This is a genomic window from Tissierella praeacuta (genome assembly GCF_040396155.1).
Classification (GTDB): Bacteria; Bacillota; Clostridia; order Tissierellales; family Tissierellaceae; genus Tissierella; species Tissierella praeacuta_A.
The window spans coordinates 55,511-77,261 of the sequence record NZ_JBEBOY010000009.1; the positions used below are offsets into that span (position 1 = coordinate 55,511).

At 28.7% G+C, this 21,751-nt stretch carries 21 protein-coding genes; 17 read left to right on the plus strand and 4 right to left on the minus strand.

The features are described from left to right. Window positions 1-31: 31 nt before the first annotated feature. The 14 genes from iorA (at window position 32) to ABWP20_RS06610 (ending at window position 14,356) form a co-directional block, all read left to right on the plus strand. A complete protein-coding gene (gene iorA / locus ABWP20_RS06545) occupies window positions 32-1,807 on the plus strand; it encodes an indolepyruvate ferredoxin oxidoreductase subunit alpha (RefSeq protein WP_353094916.1) in 1,776 nt (591 codons plus the stop codon). Continuing rightward, entirely contained in the window at window positions 1,808-2,377 is a 570-nt protein-coding gene (locus tag ABWP20_RS06550; protein ID WP_353094917.1) for an indolepyruvate oxidoreductase subunit beta, read from the plus strand. A gap of 289 nt (window positions 2,378-2,666) precedes the next feature. Continuing rightward, complete coding sequence (locus ABWP20_RS06555; protein ID WP_353094919.1) at window positions 2,667-2,984, plus strand: hypothetical protein; 318 nt, start codon at window positions 2,667-2,669, stop codon at window positions 2,982-2,984. A 10-nt stretch (window positions 2,985-2,994) separates the two neighbouring features. Beyond that, window positions 2,995-4,050 (plus strand): V-type ATPase subunit, encoded by a 1,056-nt coding sequence (locus ABWP20_RS06560; RefSeq protein ID WP_353094921.1) that lies wholly within the window; start codon window positions 2,995-2,997, stop codon window positions 4,048-4,050. After that, complete coding sequence (locus ABWP20_RS06565) at window positions 4,050-5,987, plus strand: V-type ATP synthase subunit I (protein WP_353094923.1); 1,938 nt, start codon at window positions 4,050-4,052, stop codon at window positions 5,985-5,987. Before ABWP20_RS06560 ends, ABWP20_RS06565 begins: the two co-directional genes overlap by 1 nt. 15 nt (window positions 5,988-6,002) lie before the next feature. Beyond that, a complete protein-coding gene (locus ABWP20_RS06570) occupies window positions 6,003-6,425 on the plus strand; it encodes an ATP synthase subunit C (RefSeq protein WP_353094925.1) in 423 nt (140 codons plus the stop codon). A 1-nt stretch (window position 6,426) separates the two neighbouring features. Next, the gene (locus ABWP20_RS06575; RefSeq protein WP_353094927.1) at window positions 6,427-6,732 is read left to right on the plus strand and encodes a V-type ATP synthase subunit F; all 306 of its coding nucleotides are present in this window, start codon (window positions 6,427-6,429) and stop codon (window positions 6,730-6,732) included. 11 nt (window positions 6,733-6,743) lie between these two features. Then, window positions 6,744-7,382, plus strand: coding sequence for a V-type ATP synthase subunit E (locus ABWP20_RS06580; protein ID WP_353094929.1), 639 nt, complete (start codon window positions 6,744-6,746; stop codon window positions 7,380-7,382). After that, window positions 7,375-9,147 (plus strand): V-type ATP synthase subunit A, encoded by a 1,773-nt coding sequence (locus ABWP20_RS06585; protein WP_353094931.1) that lies wholly within the window; start codon window positions 7,375-7,377, stop codon window positions 9,145-9,147. The genes ABWP20_RS06580 and ABWP20_RS06585 overlap by 8 nt, the downstream gene beginning before the upstream one ends. An 11-nt stretch (window positions 9,148-9,158) precedes the next feature. Beyond that, window positions 9,159-10,535 carry a V-type ATP synthase subunit B gene (locus ABWP20_RS06590; protein WP_353094933.1) on the plus strand — a complete coding sequence of 459 codons (1,377 nt, stop codon included), beginning with the start codon at window positions 9,159-9,161 and terminating at the stop codon, window positions 10,533-10,535. 9 nt (window positions 10,536-10,544) lie between these two features. Further along, on the plus strand, window positions 10,545-11,156 hold the full coding sequence (locus ABWP20_RS06595; RefSeq protein ID WP_353094934.1) for a V-type ATP synthase subunit D: 612 nt from the start codon (window positions 10,545-10,547) through the stop codon (window positions 11,154-11,156). A 496-nt stretch (window positions 11,157-11,652) separates the two neighbouring features. Then, window positions 11,653-11,820 carry a hypothetical protein gene (locus tag ABWP20_RS06600; RefSeq protein ID WP_353094936.1) on the plus strand — a complete coding sequence of 56 codons (168 nt, stop codon included), beginning with the start codon at window positions 11,653-11,655 and terminating at the stop codon, window positions 11,818-11,820. Window positions 11,821-12,169: 349 nt separating this feature from the next. Continuing rightward, the gene (locus ABWP20_RS06605; RefSeq protein ID WP_353094938.1) at window positions 12,170-13,579 is read left to right on the plus strand and encodes a VanZ family protein; all 1,410 of its coding nucleotides are present in this window, start codon (window positions 12,170-12,172) and stop codon (window positions 13,577-13,579) included. Between the two features lie 207 nt (window positions 13,580-13,786). Then, window positions 13,787-14,356: a hypothetical protein gene (locus tag ABWP20_RS06610; RefSeq protein ID WP_353094940.1), complete on the plus strand. Its 570-nt coding sequence runs from the start codon at window positions 13,787-13,789 to the stop codon at window positions 14,354-14,356. 101 nt (window positions 14,357-14,457) lie between these two features. Here ABWP20_RS06610 and ABWP20_RS06615 read toward each other — a convergent pair whose 3' ends face one another. Next, window positions 14,458-15,786 (minus strand): sensor histidine kinase, encoded by a 1,329-nt coding sequence (locus ABWP20_RS06615; protein WP_353094942.1) that lies wholly within the window; start codon window positions 15,784-15,786, stop codon window positions 14,458-14,460. A gap of 2 nt (window positions 15,787-15,788) precedes the next feature. Then, entirely contained in the window at window positions 15,789-16,514 is a 726-nt protein-coding gene (locus ABWP20_RS06620) for a LytR/AlgR family response regulator transcription factor (protein ID WP_353094944.1), read from the minus strand. A gap of 279 nt (window positions 16,515-16,793) precedes the next feature. On the opposite strand from ABWP20_RS06620, the gene ABWP20_RS06625 reads away from it, so the two are divergent. Continuing rightward, entirely contained in the window at window positions 16,794-17,207 is a 414-nt protein-coding gene (locus ABWP20_RS06625) for a hypothetical protein (RefSeq protein ID WP_353094946.1), read from the plus strand. A gap of 339 nt (window positions 17,208-17,546) precedes the next feature. Here ABWP20_RS06625 and ABWP20_RS06630 read toward each other — a convergent pair whose 3' ends face one another. Then, on the minus strand, window positions 17,547-18,002 hold the full coding sequence (locus ABWP20_RS06630) for a hypothetical protein (protein WP_353094948.1): 456 nt from the start codon (window positions 18,000-18,002) through the stop codon (window positions 17,547-17,549). Between the two features lie 490 nt (window positions 18,003-18,492). Between ABWP20_RS06630 and ABWP20_RS06635 the strand changes: the two genes are divergently transcribed. Further along, window positions 18,493-19,071 carry an accessory gene regulator B family protein gene (locus ABWP20_RS06635; RefSeq protein WP_353094950.1) on the plus strand — a complete coding sequence of 193 codons (579 nt, stop codon included), beginning with the start codon at window positions 18,493-18,495 and terminating at the stop codon, window positions 19,069-19,071. 4 nt (window positions 19,072-19,075) lie between these two features. After that, entirely contained in the window at window positions 19,076-19,207 is a 132-nt protein-coding gene (locus tag ABWP20_RS06640; RefSeq protein WP_353094952.1) for a cyclic lactone autoinducer peptide, read from the plus strand. 759 nt (window positions 19,208-19,966) lie between these two features. On the opposite strand, the gene ABWP20_RS06645 is transcribed toward ABWP20_RS06640, so the two are convergent. Further along, a complete protein-coding gene (locus tag ABWP20_RS06645; RefSeq protein WP_353094954.1) occupies window positions 19,967-21,421 on the minus strand; it encodes a nicotinate phosphoribosyltransferase in 1,455 nt (484 codons plus the stop codon). Window positions 21,422-21,751 lie beyond the last annotated feature (330 nt).

Below are 21,751 nucleotides of genomic sequence, written 5' to 3' on the forward strand. Positions count from 1 at the left end.
TATTTGTACTATATTTGATAGGAGGGATTCCATGAAAAAGCTTTTAACAGGTAATGAAGCTATTGCAAGAGGAGCTTATGAAGCAGGATGTCTAGTAGCATCAGCATATCCAGGTACACCAAGTACTGAAATTCTAGAAAATATTTCTACTTATGAAGAAATATATTCAGAATGGTCCACCAATGAAAAGGTTGCCTTAGAAGTTGGATCAGGGGCATCTATAGCAGGAGCTAGGGCTTTAGTTGCAATGAAACATGTAGGGTTAAACGTAGCTGCAGACCCATTATTTACTATTGCATATGAAGGAGTCAATGGAGGACTTATAGTAATCACAGCCGATGAACCAGGTATGCATAGTTCTCAAAATGAGCAGGACAATAGACTTTTTGCACCTCATGCAAAAGTAGCTATGGTAGAACCATCAGATAGTCAGGAATGTAAGGACTTTGTAAAACATGCTTTTGAAATATCCGAAACCTATGATACTCCAGTATTATTTAAAGTGACTACTAGAGTCTGTCATAGTAAAGGTGTAGTTGAATTAGGAGAGAGAGTAGAAGTAGGAATCAAAGAGTATGAAAAGAACCCTAGGAAATACATAATGGTACCAGCAAATTCTAAAGCTAAACATATAGAAATAGAAGAAACCAGAATTCCTAGACTTAGGGAATACTCAAATAATAGCCCGTTAAATAGAATTGAATGGAATGATAGAAAAATAGGAATTATAACATCAGGTGCATCTTATCTTCATGCAAAGGAAGTATTTGGAGATACAGTTTCTTATCTAAAGGTAGGATTTAGTTGGCCACTGCCAGATAAATTATTTAGAGAATTTGCAGAAGGCGTGGACAAACTATATGTAATAGAAGAAAATGAACCTTATATGGAACAATTTATTAAAGCAATGGAAATAGAATGTATTGGTAAAGAAATATTCTCCGTATGCGGAGAAATAAATCCACAGATTATAAGAGAAGCAATTTTAGGCGAAAAAATAGAAGACGGACATAAATTAGATTTAGAAGTGCCTTCAAGACCACCAGCATTATGTGCAGGATGTCCACATAGAGGAATATTCTATGCATTATCTAAATATAAAAATAAGGTAGTAGTTACCTCTGACATAGGATGTTATACATTAGGTTCTGCACCTCCATTAGGTGTAGGAGATACAGTAGTATGTATGGGTGCTGGAATTACTGCAGGTATTGGTTTTGATAAAGTTAACCAAATGGCAGACAGAGGAAAGAAAGTATTTGGATTTGTAGGAGATTCAACATTCTTCCATTCTGGTATGACTGGATTAGTTAATGCAGTATATAACAAGAGCAATATGGTAGTTGTAATCCTTGATAATAGAATTACAGCCATGACAGGACATCAGGAAAACCCAGGTACAGGAAAGAATATATCTGGTGTAGAAGCACCAATGATTGATATAGAAGGATTAGTCAAGGCTATAGGAGTAAAAGAAGACAATATAAGAGTTATAGATCCATATAATATGGATGCAAATACAAATGCCATAAAGGATGCATTAGAAGCTGTTGAACCATTTGTAATTATTACAAAACAACCTTGTGCTCTTATTAAAGATGTACAAAAGAGAAGAGCGAATTTATATAGTCAAGTAAATCAAGAAAAATGTAGAAAATGCAAGACTTGCTTAAGAATAGGCTGTCCAGCCATATCTATGAAGGATAATGTAGTTAGTATGGATACTGCAATGTGTAATGGCTGTACTGTATGCTTACAAGTATGTCCATTTAATGCTATAGAATCTTTTGGGGAAGAGGTGATTTAATTGACAAAGTCTTTACTTTTAGTAGGTGTAGGAGGACAGGGTACGATTTTAGTATCTAAAATATTGTCAGAAGGACTCTTGGAAGAGGGTTACGATGTAAAAATGTCAGAAATCCATGGTATGTCTCAAAGGGGAGGAAGCGTTACTACTCAGATTAGATTTGGTGATAAGGTATATTCACCAACTATAAACCTAGGAGAGGCAGATGTTTTAGTATCCTTTGAGAAATTAGAAGCTGCAAGATATATACCTCAATTGAAGAAGGACGGAAGATTAATAGTAAACGAAGAAGAGATGTGGCCCTTGCCAGTATTGGCGGGATTTGAAAAATATCCTGAAGGAATAATGGAAGAACTAAAATCTAAAGTAGATAATATAATATCTATAAATGCAAGGGAAATAGCAGAGGAACTTGGAGAACCAAGATCTCAGAATATAGTAATGTTAGGACTTATAGTTAAAGCATTAGGCTTAGAAAATATAGATTGGAAGAGTAAAATTAAAAAATTCCTTCCAGAAAGAGTACATGAAGTAAATATTAAAGCATTTGAAAGAGGAATAAGTTTATAAAGATAGTGGACACTTTAAGGTGTCCACTATTTTTATCTGAAAGCAAGGAAATTAGTAGTCTAGATATAAATTTAACATTCTGAGAATAAAAAATATTAATTTTTTGTAACAAATATGAAAAAATGAGATAATAAGAGAAATACTTAAATAATAGGCGGAAAATAAAGAAAAAATTATTATTGATACCTGATACATATATTATTCTAATTCCTATTAACCATTAGGAAGATTATTTAAGTTTACATAAGTTATAAGAGGAGTATAATAGTTTAGTCGAGGAGTGATAGTTATGGATGAAGTTATCAATAAGATAATAAATATTGATAAGGAAACAGTGAGTATGAAGCTTAAAACTGAGGAAATTGTAGCAGATAAAGAGAGGACGTTAAAAGAAACTCTTCAGAAAATAGAAAAAGAATATATGGAAGAAGGTAGATTAGAAGGGGAAAGGATTTATAAAGAAATAATAAAAGATGGTGAAATGGAAATAGGAAGATTACAATCTCAAGATATTGAGATACTAGAGAATATAGACAATGTCTATAAAGTAAATAAAGAGAAGTTAATAGATGGACTATGGAATAAATTGTTCAGAGGCAGAGAATAGAGGGAAAACCATGAATAGTGAAAGAATATTTGCAGCTATAAACACTAAGATAAGGGTCTTGCGGACAAATTTATTAGATAAAAAAGATTATATAAATCTAATGGAAAAGGAAAATGTAGAAGAACAAATACATTATCTTAGGGAAAACACCATCTACAAAGAAGAATTAAGTAAGATAGAAGATTTAGATAATATTCAGCAAATAGAAATAGAGCTAAAACGTCATTTAATATCTGAATTTGAAAAGATAATGAAATATTTTACTGATGAATATAGAAAATTATTTAGAACCTTGATGTTAAGACACGAAATAGAAGAATTAAAACTATATTTAAGAGCATTTGAGAGAAAAGAAGATCTTGTAAAAATAGAAAATTTAAGTTTATTAAAAGAAAAATATTATAGTTTTGATCTTAAAAAGGTAAGGAATTCATCTAACTTAGAAGAATTCATTGAAAATTTAAAGGACACTATGTATTATAAAGCCTTAAACCCTTATAAAAATGAAGAACATTCAAAGGTTATATTTTATATGGAAATGAACTTAGATAGACTATATTTTAATGAATTAAAATCCCAATCTAAAAACCTGAAAAAAGAAGATAAAATAATATTTGAAAAAATTCTTGGAGTAAATGAAGATCTGTTGAATATTGAATGGATTTATAGAGGCATTAAGTTTTATAATTTACTTCCAGAGGAACTAATAAACTTTACATTACCCTATGGATCCGAATTTAACTATAAAAAATTAAAAGAAATGTGTTATTCAAATGAGGAACAATTAAAAGAGATAGTTTTAAAAACACAGTATGATTTCTTGTTTGATACTGAAAAGGATATAGATTTATATATGGAAAGAAGGATTCAAAGATATCTATATTATAGGTTTTTGGATGTTTTTAAAAGGGCAAAAATGGATATAAACTTGTCCATGGCATATATCCATCTTTTAGAATATGAAATAAGGGATATTATTTCTATATTGGAAGCTAAAAAATATGGACTAACTTTACAAGAGACAAAAGATTATTTAGTAAGGAAAGTCGAAGGAAGTGATGAGTAATGTCTGTTGAAAAGATGACTATGATGAATGTCATTGGAAATATATCAGATGTAGATAATGTACTAAAAGATATAATTTTATCTGGCAAAGTAGATTTAGTATCTGCATTATCACAAATAGAAGAAAATAGTTTTGTTTTTAATGTAAAGGATGAAAACTTAGAAAAAGTAATAGATTTAAACTACATTACATCTTTTTCAAAGGATAAAAGCTATGAAGAACTTCTTAAAAAGGGAGAAGAGTTAGAAAAAATATTAAATATAGAATCTGATTATATGAAATCTGACCTTAAAGAGGATACAGATATAGATACGATTTCTCAAGTATTAAATAATATATATGAAGAAGTAAAAGAACCTAGCCAAGTCTTAAACTTAACTAAGGAAAAGTTAGAGAAGACTCAAGAGTTTTATAAGAATTTTTCTGAAATCAGAGACATTAATATCCAAATAGATAGTTTAAGAGATCTTTCATATTTTGATTTTAGGTTTGGAATTTTATCTAAGGAGGATAGGATAAAACTTAAGAAAAATTATGATAATATTTTGGCTGTTATTCTTCATACTGGAACAGGTAAGGAAGGCGAGGTATATTTAGTACTCTATCCTTCTAATATAAAGGAAGAAATGAATAGAATTTTAAGATCCCTAAACTTCCAGGAAATTCAATTACAGGAAGAGTATAAAGGAACACCTAAGGAACTAATTGAGTATTTAAAGGGTAAAAAAGAAAAACTACAAAAAGAAATAGATTCTCTAGAAAACACATTATCAGATTTAAGAGAAACTCATAAAGATACTATATTATCTTTAGTAAATCAATTGAGGACAAAGGGAAAAATAGAGGATATTAAAGAAAAATTAGCAAGATCAAATAAATTCTTCTATCTTTCAGGTTGGGTATCTAAGAAGGACAAGGAGAAAATAGGGGAAACTTTAAAATCATATAAGGATATATTGACAATATTTAAAGATGAAACTGATCTTACTCCCCCTACAAAACTGAGGAATATTTGGCTTTTTAAACCCTTTGAGTCTTTAGTTAAAATGTATGGAATGCCATCATATAACGAATTGGATCCTACTCCATTTTTATCTCTTTCATATATGTTTTTATTTGGGGCAATGTTTGGAGACTTAGGACAAGGACTTATATTGCTATTAGCTGGAATATTATTGGGACGTAAAAATAAAATGTTCGGCGGTTTATTGGGAAGACTTGGGTTTAGTTCCATGGTATTTGGAACCTTATATGGTGCAGTATTTGGATTAGAAACAGTCATACCTGCACTGCTTATAAAGCCCTTTGAAAATATAAATAAGGTTTTAGTATCAGCCATATTCATAGGTATAGCTCTTATACTTATATCCTATATTTATGGAATGATCAATAGCGTCAAAAGAAAAGATATGGAAGATGGATTATTTGGGAAAGAAGGATTGGCAGGATTTTTATTCTATTTATGTTTACTTATTTTAATAGGTGGAAATCTTTTGAAAAAACCTATACTTTCCATGGAAGTAGGAGTAGTAATTATCCTATTATGTATAGCAGTTATGATATTCAAGCAACCATTGACTCATTTAATAAAGGGAAAACGTCCTTTACATGGTGAAGATGTTACAGGATACTATATAGAATCTGTATTCTCCATTATAGAAACTTTACTCAGTATGTTAAGTGGTACAGTGTCTTTTATTAGGGTAGGAGCATTTGCTTTGACCCATGTTGGTTTATTTATAGCTTTTGAAACCATAGGACATATGATAGGAACTACAGTAGGGAATATTATAGTACTCATTATAGGTAATATTGTTATTATAGGTATGGAAGGACTTATAGTATTTATTCAAGGGCTAAGACTTCAATACTATGAATTATTCAGTAGATATTATAAAGGTGAAGGTAAAGAATTCAAACCTGTAAATATTAAATAATTAGGAGGAATTAAAATGGAATTTATATTAATATCAACAACTTTAATGGTTTTAATGACTATAGGAACTGGAATTTTTATGATTTACAAAAATGTAGAAGGTAATAGAAGGAAATTAAAGAAGGTTTTAAGAACAAATTTATACGTATTTTTACCAATACTTGTTGCAACAATAATAACTTTAGTACCAGGAATAATTAACGCTGAAACAGCTGGCGCATCATCAGTATCAGGATTTGGATTTATTGCAGCAGCATTATCAACAGGTCTAGCAACAGTAGGTGCTGGATATGCAGTTGCCGTAGTAGGTTCTTCAGCTCTAGGAGCTGTTTCAGAGGATCCTAGTATATTAGGTAAGACTTTAATTTTCGTAGGTCTTGCAGAAGGTATCGCCATCTATGGTCTTATAGTATCTATATTAATTCTTGGAAGGTTATAATATGAAATCCTTTCTAATTAGTGATAACAAGGATACAATCATAGGACTAAGATTAGCTGGAATAGAAGGAGCCTTAGCAGAAACTAAGGAAGATATTGAACTTTACTTTTATAAATCCGTTCATGACCCTGATATTGGGATTATCATTATAACAGAAAAGATATTTGAAGAAATGAAGGAAAAGGTATTAGAGCTTAAAAGAACTGGGAGTACACAAATAATAACTACTATTCCAGATAGAACAGGTCTAAGGGATAAAAACTTTATAATGAGATATATAAAGGAATCCATAGGTATAAAAATTTAGGTGGTGATTCAATGATTACTCTTGATGATAAATTAGATATATTCTATAAAGTAATATTTAAAGAAGAAGAGGAAAAATGTAAAAAAACATTAGAAGAACTGGAAGCTAAGAACAACTCCATCTTAGAGGAGAAAAAAATAGAGCTGGAAAAAAAGAGAGATGAAATAATTAACAGAAAGAGAATGTTAGCAGAAACACAAAAAAATGAAATGGTTTCAAAGGCTACTCAAGAAAATAGAGAAAAGATCCTTGTAAAAAGAGAAGAGGTACTAAAGGATTTAATATCTTCTTTAGAAGATAAAGCAAGAAAGTTTGTTTTATCTAATGATTATAATGATTATAATGATTATATTCTTAGTAAAATTACAGATATAATAAAAGAAGTGCCTGAAAAAGAAATTATTATAAATGTTATAGAAGCAGATAAAGAAAGATTCCAAGATTCCATTATTAAAATAGGTAAGGAAAACAATAAAAATATATCTTTGGGGATTACTTCATCGGATATAATTGGAGGATTTACATTATCAGATAAAGATAGAAATTATAATTTAGATAATAGCTTTAAGACTATTATAGAGGAAAACAAATACCTAATAGGTAAGAAATTATACTCATCCCTAGAAAAGACAGGTGGTTTAAATGGATAATTTAACAGGTAAAATAGCCATGATAAATGGCCCAGTAATAGTTGGGAAAAATATGACTGGATTTAAGATGAGGGAAATGGTATTAGTAGGAAACAAGAAGTTAATCGGTGAGATTATATCCATAGATGGCGATCATGGTACAGTACAAGTATATGAGGAAACAGAAGGACTAAAAAGAGGAGAGTTAATAGTATCAACAGGTAAACCCCTTTCATTAAAATTAGGACCTGGTATGCTTGGAAATATGTTTGATGGAATTCAAAGACCACTAAAGAAAATAAGAGATGATTTCGGCAGTTTCATACCAGAGGGTATAGGTCTTATATCCATTGATGAGGAAAAACTATGGGAAGTAAATTTAAATGTAAAAAGCGGAGATTATTTAAAAGAAGGTCAAATATTTGGAACTGTACAAGAAACTTCTTTGATTACCCATAGACTTCTAGTGCCTGTTGGCTTAGAAGGTAAGGTTACTAAAGTAGTTAAAAACGGAAAATATAATATTGAAGAAGAATTAGTTGAATTAGAGGATAACTTTGGAAATAAACATTCACTTAAGATGTATCAAGAATGGCCAGTTAGAATTCAAAGACCTGCTAAGGAGAGATTACCTATAGATAAGCTATTGGTTACAGGCCAAAGGGTATTAGATATATTCTTTCCTATAGCTAAGGGCGGAACAGCTGCAATACCTGGTGGATTTGGTACAGGAAAGACTATGACTCAACATCAATTGGCTAAATGGTCAGATGCAGATATTATTGTATACGTTGGCTGTGGTGAAAGAGGAAATGAAATGACAGAAGTACTAGAGGATTTCCCTGAACTTATAGACCCGAAAACTGGTAAGCCTATAATGGAAAGAACTGTTCTTATAGCTAATACATCTAATATGCCAGTAGCCGCAAGGGAAGCCAGCATATATACAGGAATTACTATGGCAGAGTATTTTAGAGATATGGGTTACCATGTTGCCATAATGGCGGACTCTACTTCCCGTTGGGCAGAAGCCCTAAGGGAGATATCAGGAAGATTGGAAGAAATGCCTGCAGAAGAAGGCTATCCCGCATACTTGCCTTCTAGACTTGCTCAGTTCTATGAAAGGGCAGGATATGTAAAGTCCTTATCTGGAGAAGAAGGTTCTGTAACTATTATAGGGGCAGTTTCCCCTGCAGGAGGAGATTTCTCTGAGCCAGTTACAGAAAATACTAAGAGATTTGTCAATGTATTTTTAGGATTAGATAGAGAATTAGCCTATTCAAGACATTATCCAGCTATTAATTGGCTAAATAGTTATAGCGGCTATATTGAAATGTTAAAGGGATATTATGAAATGGAATTAAATGAAGAAGTAGAAAATCTTCGTGGAAAGATGCTAAGACTTTTATTTGAAGAAAGCAGACTTCTTGAAATAGTTCTTTTAGTTGGAGAAGATGTTTTACCAGATGATCAAAGATTAATTCTAGAAATAGCAAGGGTAATTAAAATAGGATTCTTGCAACAAAATGCTTTTCATAAAGAAGATACCTATGTACCATTGAAGAAACAATTAGAAATGTTAAAGACTATAGACTTATTATATGAAAGAGGTCTACAAGCTATAAAAAGTGGAATACCTATTTCTCAAGTTAAAAATGGAGAGCTTTATGGTGAGATTATAAAGATGAAGTATTCCATACCTAATGATAATATAGGTAAGATAGAAGAATTAAATAATATGATTAACGATTTTTACAATAAATTAGAATTAGATTATTCTAAATAGTAGGTGAAGCTATGAAAAAAGAATATTTAGTATTAGACAAAGTAGAAGGGGCATTAATTGAACTATCAAAAGTTCATGCAGTTGGATATGGAGAAATAGTACAGGTAGAAAACAATTTAGGTGAAAAGAAACTAGGCAGAGTTATTAAAATAGATGGGGATAAAGTAGTAGTACAGGTTTTTGGTTCTACATTAGGACATTCTGTAGAAAATACTAAGGTAAGTTTTGAAGGGAGACCATTTGAAATCCCTTTGTCTAAGGATATATTAGGAAGAACATTTAATGGTATAGGTATGCCTATAGATAACGGTGGGGATATATATTCTGATAATTTCTATAATGTAAATGGCAGACCTATAAATCCAGTATCTAGAGAATATCCAAGGGACTATATTCAAACTGGAATATCTTCTATAGATGGACTTATTACTTTAATTAGGGGACAAAAATTGCCTATATTTTCAGGCTCAGGACTTCCTCATAATGAATTGGCTGCCCAAATAGTCAGACAGGCAAAGATTAAAGTAAAAGGAGAAGAAAGCAACAATTTCTCCATAGTATTCGCAGCCATAGGTGTAAAACACGATGAGGCATTTTTCTTCAAAGAAGCTTTTAAAAAAGCAGGAGTTCAAAACAAGGTTGTTATGTATATTAATTATGCAGATGACCCAATAATGGAAAGAATAATAGCCCCAAGAGCTGCCCTTACAGCGGCGGAATATTTGGCCTTTGAAGAAAATCAACATGTATTAGTTATAATGACAGATATAACTAGCTATGGTGAAGCATTAAGGGAGGTTTCTTCCTTAAGAGAAGAAGTACCTAGTAGAAGAGGCTATCCAGGATACCTTTACTCTGATTTAGCATCCCTTTATGAGAGAGCTGGAATGTTAAAGGATAGGGAAGGTTCTGTAACATTAATACCTATTTTAACAATGCCAAATGACGATATAACCCATCCTATACCAGATTTAACTGGTTATATAACAGAAGGACAGATTGTATTATCTAGAGAATTGCATCAAAAGAATATTTATCCTCCTATAAATGTACTTCCTTCACTATCAAGACTTATGAAGGATGGTATAGGTGAAGGATATACAAGAGAGGATCATCCAGATGTAGCCAATCAATTATTCTCAGCATATTCCAAGGTTCAAGATGTAAGGGCATTGGCACAAATAGTTGGGGAAGATGACTTATCTGATAGAGATAAAAGATATATGAAATTTGGAGAAGCTTTTGAGGCAAATTTTGTTACCCAAAGTTATAATGAAAATAGAGATATAGATAATACATTAGATTTATCTTGGAAAATTCTTTCCTTATTATCACAGGAAGAATTAGATAGATTAAAACCAGCCTTAATAGAAAGGTACATGAAATAAGGTGATTAAATGGCAGTATATAAATTGACTCCTACAAAGGCAAATTTGTTAAAATCTAAAAATTCCCTTCAGTTTGCAAAGAAAGGATATGAATTATTAGATAGGAAAAGAACAGTTCTCATAAGAGAAATGATGTCCTTAATAGATAAATCCAGTGAGTTACAAGAAAGAATAGATACAGAATTCAAAGAAACCTATGAGGCTTTAAAATTAGCCAATATAACCATGGGTACTGAGTCAGTAGAAGAGATATCAAGTTCCATTGAAAAGGAAGAAGATTTCCATATACTATTTAAATCAGTAATGGGAGTAGAAGTCCCCATAATAAAAAAGGAAGATACTAAACTTACTACAGAGTATGGATTTTTTAGAACAAATCCAGCCTTTGATAAAGCTGTATTACAATTTAATGATATAAAAAGACTTATTTATGAATTAGCAGAACTAGAAAATTCAGTATATAAACTAGCAATGGAAATAAAAAAGACTCAAAAAAGAGCCAATGCCCTAGAAAAAATCCAAATTCCTAAATATACTGCAACTATTAAGTATATTGAAGAAGTATTGGCAGAAAAAGAAAGAGAAGATTTCTTTAGACTTAAGAAAGTTAAAGGAAAATAAATAATAAAATTCCAGAAAAACTTAGTGTTTTTCTGGAATTTTATTATATTTAGATTATTAATTTATTCCCAAGGTAAAGCAATAGCCGTTTAATCCAAAAAATGACCACTTAGTCCAAGCTTTAACAATAATTAAGTAATATCTGTTATGATTGCTATAAGTTAATTATTTTTTGTCTATTACTATTTCTGTGACAATGTATTTTAGTTTTGTATTTTAGAAACAAAAATGTATGGCTATTTAAGAACAAGTAAATCATTGAAATTATGGATTTGTATATGCTGAATAGATTACTATTAGCAATAGACTTAATAAAAATTATTTAAATGGTGGAGGTAATACTGCTTCTGTTGTTTTAAGATATATCTATACTTATGAAGCTACTAAAGATATTATAGATATTGGGGGAGCAGCCAAGGGGTTATAGGGTTATTTTATTTAATAGAGTGGATAAACAAAGGTCTTTATTCGTTAATGTGAGAGGGTTGAGGCTAGTATGGAAAAAAATAAAAAAATAGGTTTTTCTTTAATTATTTTTCTTATAGCAATAATAATAGGGAAAATATTTGCAACATATTCACAAATGGACAGAATTGAGTCCTTATTATTATTGATATTTGCTGTGAATTGTATGATTTTATTTTTGCTAGTTGTTGATGAATAATAAAAAAATAGAATTCACTTTCAAAGGACTTGGAATTTTTCTGGGTCGTTTTTTACATAGTGTATATAGAGCATTTAATGAATATGATATAAAAATCTGAACTAGGATTATTGGAAGAAATTAAGAACTTTAAGTACAACTAAAAAATACTATATACTATGGCTGGTGGGAGATTATTGTAATCTTGATGATTATATAGATGCAAGAGGGACAATAAGCCAATAAATTAATTTCAAACGAAGCAATGGTTACCATTATAGGTAACCTATTGCTTTTCGTCATTTAAATTTTTAATATATTATTTTTTTATATAATGTACAAATCATCAATTTCACTGGAGGATTGAAGTATGATAATTCATGAGATAATTAGATTGATTACAAAATTAAACATAAAAGTAGATGGAGTAGCTATTGTATTAGTAGCTATAGCTTGTTATATATTTTATAGAAAATCTAGGAGAACTAGAATATTAATAGAAGAGAAAAATCTATTGAAAAAACAAATGCTTGTAATTTTTATTACTTTTTCTTATATAATTCTAATTTTTGATGTTACTCTCTTAAATAGAGGAATGTACGTTGATAAACATGTTAATTTTGATTTGTTTAGTTCCTACAGACAAATCTGGGATACTTTCAATAAATCAAGTCTGCAGCATATAATATTAAATATATTAATGACTGTACCATTAGGAATACTGTTGCCAATTCTACATAATAAGTTCTATAAAGTAAGATGGACAATTGTAGCAGGTATAATATTTATATTAGCAATTGAATTTACACAATTAAAAACAAATTCGGGAGTTTTTGATGTAGATGACATTTTTAATAACAGTATTGGAATATTGATAGGGTATTGTACTATAATGTCAGTTTTGAATATAAGAAAAGGGCAAAAAAACGGATTTTCAAAAGCATTAAAATATACATTACCACTTTTCATTATGACAATTATATTTGTAGGAATGATTATATATTACAATACTAAGGAGTTCGGCATTTTAAAATTACCGGGATACATAAAAATGAATACTAAAAATGAAGATGTTAAGTTTGAAACTGGATTAGACAGTAGGGAATACATGATTCCTATATACAAAGCTCCAGATTTTAATAGTAATAAGACAAAAATCTTTGCTGAAAGTTTTTTTAAAAATATAAACATTGATGGTATAGAGTTAGAAGAAGATTTATATACTAATTTAGTTTATTATTGGTTAAAGACTAACAATAAGAACTATGTATTGATGATAAAATTTTTAGATGGAAGCTATGATTATACAAATTTTTCAAAGCATGAGGGAACTGAATATATAAATATGGATGAAAAGACATTACTAGAAGAATTAAGTCGTTTTAATATAAAAATTCCAGAAGGAGCAATATTTAGCTCACAAAAAGACAACACTTATACATGGAAAATAGACAAGCACATATATGGAGATTTATTAACAGATGGACAGCTAGAGTGTATGTGTTATGATGATGGAACAATCGAAACAATCAAAAATAATATAATTACTTATACCAAGGTAAAAGATGTTCTTATCATGAGTGAGAAAGAGGCATATGAAAAAATACTGGAGGGAAATGCATGGATGTTCTTTTCCGCTGAGGAAATTGATTCTATTGAGGTTATAGATGTATATATGGACTATAAATTGGATTCAAAGGGATTCTACCGACCAGTATATATTTTTAATTGTAAAGGTGATGGAAAGAAATTTGAAATTGTTGTAGACATATTGAAATAAGGATGGATTTTCCGCTATGGAAATCTAAAACTCATAAACCTTGAATACGAGTGGCAACTTTTATTTAATCCAGGTTAATGGTTTATACCATATTTATTTTTAGCAGTATTATTAATTATAATTTTATTCTTGCATAACTAAAGTTATAATCTAAATACTTTAATAACTAGAATGTATGATACAATTAGTTAAAGGAGAGGATTTTTTATGAAAAAAACGCTTATTACTATTTTCATAATTATATTAATTATTATTTCAATTTTATTTTTTTTCGATCGTGATAAAATAACTTTTTTTCTGACTAAAAATACAAACTTAGAAAATGAGAATATAGATAATATAAAAATAACAGATAATATAAATTCATCTTTTTTTATTGAAAATTTTTCTAATTATATCAATCCTGAATATCATAATATGTTTTACTTTAGAAATCCAAATATAAAATCTTATCGTTTAACTTTTAATGAAGAAAACGCTCCTCAAATAACAGTAGGTTTTATTGAGCAAACTAAGGAAATTGTATATATTTCAAAATATAGTGAATTCGGAAAAAACTCATCAAGGAAAAAAATAGGAAATAAAGACATTTATATAGGTGATAATCTAAAAAAGGTTATAGAAGTTTATGGGGAAAATTATTATAATTATGGTCATAATGATAGTGGTGCTAAAGGCATTGGATATGTAGATAAAAGAAATAAACTTAATGCTATTTTTTTATATGATGGTCAAAATAACATATATTTTTATTCAATAGAAAAATATAAAACATAAAGAAAAAAGCTATATTAAAATGAAATACCTTCTTTCTTTATTTTTGTACTAATTTTTATAATTATTACAACAAACAAAACTAAAGACAGTTTAAATTTGGACTAAGTGGTTATTTCTTGTATTGAATGGTTACTCAAATGGAGAATAATAGTAACTGAATATTCATTATTATCCTTTTGTATATCTATGTAACCATCATATTTATTTACAATATCCTTTATTATACTAAGACCATATCCAGAGGAAATATACTTCTTCTTATTAAAGTAAAATTTTTTATCAGAAGTATTGCTAATAGAACTGTAGCTATTTTTAATCTTATAACATAAGAAGTTTCCATCAGGATATAACTCTAAAGAGATATATTTATTTTTTCCATCATAATTTAGACAAGCTTCTATTGCATTGTCTATAGTATTAAACAATATAGAACTTAAGTCCATATCATCAATGTTTACTTTGGGAGGGGCTATTGCCTTTATGTCAAAACTTATTCCTTGAGAAATTCCTTCTAGATATTTATCGTTTAATATTATATTAATTAATTTATTTCCAGTACTTATTGTATTAGGGATTGATTTAAGTCTGTTTTTTATTGAATTAATATATTCATTATGAGTGCTACTTTCTACTTTGTCCATACTTTCCAATACCTTAATATGATTTCCTATATCATGCCATATTTTAGATAAGGTATCATTTCTTATTTCAGCATTAGTAATAAATTTTTCATATGACCTATCGTAAATCCTTTTAGTAGTTTCTTTTTGTAAATCAATATAAAAATTATTTGCATAAAAATAAATTATCAAAATACCTATGCTGATAAATAAGGTGAATAAACAAATAATAAATAAAATAAATTGAATACTTTTAGACGGTGATTTCAAATTAGAATAAAACAATAAAACCATAGAGATTGTGGATAGCAGCAATATAAATATAATAATATAATTTAAGATTATTGGGAGTATAATTTTCCTATTAGCAAATTTTCTTTTGACTAAGGAAAGAATTAATACAGCCAAGAACTTACTAATTATCCCTAAGAAGAAAAAAGAATAGCTATACCCTCCAATACTATCTACCCCTGTCCTTAAAATATTTGAGGCTAATAAAGTAATCAATAATTCCGAGATAATTAATATAAAATAATACAATATAACGATTAAAAGTTGTTGATAAAATTTAAGATCATATAAAAATGTTGCAAAAAATAACAGTATGGAAATGAGGACTATTTTAGTGTAAAGAACAATCCCCAGTTGAGTAAAGAAAAATATTAAAATAGATATTCCAGCTATTATAACAATATCATCAGTGAACTTATATCCATTTTTATTGTTTTTAAAAATATATAGTAGATTTATAAAAATCATAGCATCTATTATACAAAATAAAAAGTTTAATGTAATATTAAGACTTGACATTATTATCCCTCTCTTTTAGATGAAATATATTTATAGAACTCTTCTTTAAATCCATGGAGTCTTCTTCTTGCAATATAAACTATATCTCCATTAGAAAGCATAATTTTATTATCTATGAAATCCTTCACATGATTGAGATTAACCATTATACCTCGATATACTTCATAAAAATGTTTTGTTGTCAAATCAAACGGAATATCTTTTAAGGAACGATAGGTTGAAATGTATGTGTTTTCTCTGGTATGTATAATTAGCTGTCTGTTTAGTATTTCAAGATATATAATATCGTAAAGTTTAAAATAAATATTATTATCATCTATTGGAAAAGCATATTTTTCGGTTAAATAGTCAAGTTTTTTTATTAATGAATCAAGGATTAAATTAATTTCCTTTTGAAAGTGACTTTTTCTAATAAAATGGAAAATAGTTAAATCTAAAGCTTCATATACTTTTTCATCTAAATATGTGATAAATATAAATATGATATCATCATATAATTCTCTAATTTTTCGTGCCACTTCGATTCCATTTAATTTTGGAAGTTCTATATCAAAAAATATGACATCATATTTCATCTTTGAATTTAATATTTCATCAAGAATATCTTCTCCTGAATAAAAACAGTTTATATTATACTCTATATTATACTGATTAAATTTTTTCTCAATAATTGATTTTAATTCAGATGAAAAGGATTTGTTATCTTCACAAATTGCAATCTTGAACATAGGTACCCCCTTAAAAAACCGTTTAATCCAAAAAAAGACCACTTACTCCCAATTTAAATTATACCAAATTTTACCTGATATAATTATTATAAGGGAAAAGGATTAGGATTAAAAGTGATAAGCTAATTTATCAGGAGTTGTTTTTTACAATTAACAACAGATGAAGATGAGATTGAAGTAATATTTTATGGGATGAAAATAATTATTCCTTTATCATTAACAGTTTTTGATGATATAGCATTAAGTATTAATAATAAAACTATAGGGGAGGGCTATTTTGTGAAAAAGAACATTTCTAAAATTTTAATAATTATTATCTTTATAAGTATATGTTCAATTATTTATACAAAAAGTGTAAAAGCAGATATTGTTGACATAAGAGGAAATAATGATTTTTGGAAAGCATCTCTAAATATAAGTCCAAGGTATAATTGTGAATTAGTAATTTCACCAGCTACAGATGAATTTGAACTGCCTTCTGAAATAAATGTTGATGTTTTAGTGAAGAATAAAAGTATATATACTGATAAGTTAAAAATAATAAAAAACAAGAATTTTTCAAAATTTGGTGTATATAAGTCTACTTTTGACTCAAATAAATATTTAGAAAGAAACTACAAAGATGTATATGTAGTTATAAGCTTTAATGATGAAACTAGCGAAATTCCATTAACATTAATAAAATATCCTTAGCATACTATATATAAACTAGGAATATAAGAAAGGATTATCTTTTATTCTTAGTTTAATTAAAGTAGCACAGATAGAAAGTTACTCATACAAATTTATTATCATGTACTCCATTTTTTTAGTTTTCCATAAGCAAATATATATAATTGCTTTAATTAACTTTTTATAAACTTATTTATCATTTAATATTGTTTATATATTTATTTTCTTAAGCATTATATGGTACATTACAATAGTGCTTTTTTCTGCCTTTTTATAAGAACGAATTCTCATGCTTCTATGGTTTATAAACTCATTCATTAATGGAAAAGTAGTTCGAGAGAGTTGAGTAAAGTTCTCGAATTATTTTACATTCACTATAAATAAAACATCTTCTTTGGTAAACTCGAAGTTATTAAAGTTCTTTTCACTTTGAAAGTATTTAGAGAATTTATCGAAGCTTATATACTCTTTTTCACAAGTTTTGAAGAATTTTTCATAATATCCAGTAGCACATTTAGAATTATCTTCCCATACTACAATAAATTTAAAATTACCAAGTTTTTTAAATTCTTTTATTAACCACATAAAATACTCATGCTCTCCAAAATTTTCACATAGGGGCAAATCTTCTTTATATTTTTCTAGTTTGCTTGTGTTAGATAAAACCCATGGCGTACAATTATAATATCTATAACCTGGTTTAGCATCATAAATATAATTTACATTTTCTTCTAACAAAAATCTCATTATACGAGATTGTGCGATAACCTTAAAAGGTAATTCTTCCTTAGTTACAATATGGTAAAATCTACTCATCTGATCAGCTCATTTTTTTCCACAATTATATATCCATGATTATAACAAATAAAACTAAAGACTGCTCAAATATGGATTAAGTGGATATTTCTTGGGCTGAGTGGTTATTTAGATAAAGAACGATAACAATCGAGTATTCTTTATTATCTTTCTTTATATTCATAAATCCAATATATTTATTTATAATATATTCTATTATACTGAGGCAATGTCTAGAGGAAATATATTGCTTTTGATTTTCTTAAAGAAATTATTATTAACAGGCATATATATGTTTTTAATTTTATTACGTAGGAAATTTTCATCAAGATGTAATTTTAAATAAATATATCATTTCTTTTCACTGTAATTCGCACAAGCTTCTATTGTGTTATTTATGGTATCACTTTAAAAACCGTTCAGTCCAAAAAAAGACCACTTACTCCAAATTTTAACTATTTCGAATTTTACTTGTTATAATGATTATAAGGGAAAGGGGTAAGGATTAAAAGTGATAAGCCAATTTATTAAAAGTTGTTTTTCACAATTAACAACGGATGAAGATGAGATTGAAGTAATGTTTTATGGAATGAAAATAATAGGAACTAGTATTTTAACGGCTTTAGTTGTTATTTTAATTGGAATGAGTATGGGACAAGTCGCATCTGCTGTTATATACCTGAGTGTATTGATTTTACTTAGAAGAAATGTAGGAGGATATCATAGTAAGACATACTTAGGGTGTCTATTTATTACATGCTTGAATTTTATAGTAATAGTATTTTTAGAAAAATGGCTGGATCAGAATTTAAAAGAAATTATAGGAATATTATTTATTATTTATGCTACTATAAAGATTTATCTCTCTAGACCTACAGTGCATAAAAATAGAATTGTAAATGAAGAAATTATAAATAAAAGTAATACCAAAAAAGATATATGGCTAAGTATTATCTTAGCTTTAGCAACAATATGCCATGCATTAACAGTAATGGGATTAGTAGATGAAATTAATTACTTCTTTGCCGTTAGCAGTTCTCTAATGATAGTGGCATTGAGTATTAATAATAAAATAAAAGGGGAGGAATAGGAATATGAAGAAAGTTTTAAGTAAAGGGATGGAGAAAATGGGTAAGGTTGCAAAAAAAGTAGCACAAGAATCTCCAAATACAATTTCTGCATTTTTATATTATGAACCTAAGGCACCTAAGGCTCTAAAGAAATAAGATAAGAAAAGAATACTTAATCTCCTTATTCTTATTTGTAATAGAGTGATTTAAATTTTCAATGAAAGCCTAAGAGCTAGATTATTTAATTTGTCCAGATTTATTTAAATTACACTGGTTTTCAGAATTAATCTGAAGACCAGTGTTTCTTTTTTCATTGATACATATATTGAGTATAAAGTTGGTACTAAATATTTATTTTCAATTAATAATATAAAATATATAATTGAACAGACTGCTGACTTAGCTGAATTTAGATATGAGGTTAATGCTAAAATAGACAAACTAACTGAAGAATTTTATACGATGGAAATAGTCACGTCAAAGAATTGGAATGATATAGCCAAATTAAAAGCAGCTAGATAATACTGAGAACTGAGAATATAGAGAATGTAAATAACTTTGTGCTTTAGAGATAATTAATAATCTCTAGTCTGACAAGAAATATTAAATTGGATAAAGCTTACAACTGAATATCTTGATTTTATCTTTGCCAAAGCTATTTTATTTTATGCATTAAAATGATTAGTTTTGGCAATAATTTTATATAAGTGATTTTATGACTTTTTGTAAATATATATTAGATATATCTTTACAAAAAGATTTTTTGTTTTTAGGAATCAGAACTTTTTACCAGTCTCATGTATTATCTTAAGACCCAGAATTCCAGGCTTAGGAGGTTCTTATATATTATATAATGCTTACATTACCAGTAAAAAACCGAGATGCTTCAATATTGAAATATCTCGGTTTTAATATTTACCTATGTTTTTTTAAGAGTTCATTTTTAATATCCCATAATGATTGAGATAAATCTACAAAATATCTATGGGGTTTTTCAAATCTTTTGACTTCATCCCACATTAAATCTAATTGATCTTTGCAATATTCCTTTACTTTATGAATATTTGGATTTTCATAAATACAATGACCATTTTCAAATATCTGTACTAAAAGTTTTTTAGCGTAGAAATTCTCTAAGATTTTTCTCTTCCATGTATATAGAGGATGGAATATTTCATAAGGCTTAGTTTCATCGATGACCTCATCATGTAATGTGATTACATCAGCAATAGCCTTATTTGTTATTTTATCAAATAATCTGTAAACCTGTTTAAATCCTGGAGTTGTTATTTTACCTACATTCTCACTAACTTTAATCGTTGGTATAAGTTTTCCGTCCTTCTCTATTGTAGTTAATTTGTAGACTCCACCAAAAACTGGCTGAGATTTTGCAGTTATAAGTCTTTCTCCAACACCAAAGGAGTTAATTTTTGCACCTTGGATTAATAAATCTCTTATAACATATTCATCTAAGGAGCTAGATGCTACAATACCACAATCCTCAAATCCTGCTTCATCAAGCATCCTACGAGCTTCTTTAGATAAATAGGCAATATCTCCACTATCAATTCTAATGCCTTTTGGTCTAAATCCTAATGGTATAATCTCCTCATTAAATATCTTTATTGCATTTGGAATACCTTCTTTTAAGGTATTGTAAGTATCGACTAGAAGAGTACAGTTGTCTGGATAAATCTTAGCATATGCCCTAAATGCGTCTAATTCAGTAGGAAACATTTGTATCCAACTGTGAGCCATAGTTCCCATTGCAGGAATGTCAAAATCCCTATCTACTATGGTATTGGCAGTTCCAACACATCCACCAATATAGGCAGCTCTGGCACCAAGAATTGCACCTTCATAACCTTGAGCACGTCTAGAACCAAATTCCATTACAGCTCTGCCATCGGCTGCTCTAACTATTCTATTAGCTTTGGTAGCGATTAAACTTTGATGATTTATAGTTAGAAGAACCATTGTTTCTATAAGTTGGGCTTGTACTACAGGGCCTCTTACAATTACGATAGGTTCTTGAGGGAATATGGGAGTACCTTCTGGAATTGCCCATACATCGCATTCAAACTTAAAATTCCTTAAGTAATTTAAAAACTTTTCACTGAAAAACTTTTTAGATTCAAAATATGCAATATCTTCTTCATCAAATTTGAGATTTCTTAGATACTCTATTAGTTGTTCAACACCAGCCATAATAGCAAATCCACCATCATCTGGTATGTTCCTAAAGAACATATCGAAATATCCAATTTGATTTTCCATGCCATTTTCTAGATACCCGTTGGCCATAGTGAATTCATAGAAATCTGCTAACATAGTAAGATTCTTTCTCTCTTTCCAATCTAAGCTTATCATAGGTAGTCTCCTTTTTATATATTGTTACTCTCATTATAGACCTATACTGAGGAAAGTTCAACAAAGGAAATAAACAAAAAAATAGATAGGCAGCTTCTAATATCTTTAGAAACTACCTATCATTTAAAATAAAACTTTTTATAACCATTCCAACCAAGTGGACTTACTTCAACTGCTAAACTCAATCTTATGATACACTCCTTACGTTGATTTAATGAGGGTTTAAAAGGTTTTAACATTTACTATACAGAATATCTTCTTCATTTACTGCCGATCAACTGTTGTTGTTTTTAAATATTTACTAATGAGCCAAATACTAAATTTTGGGTT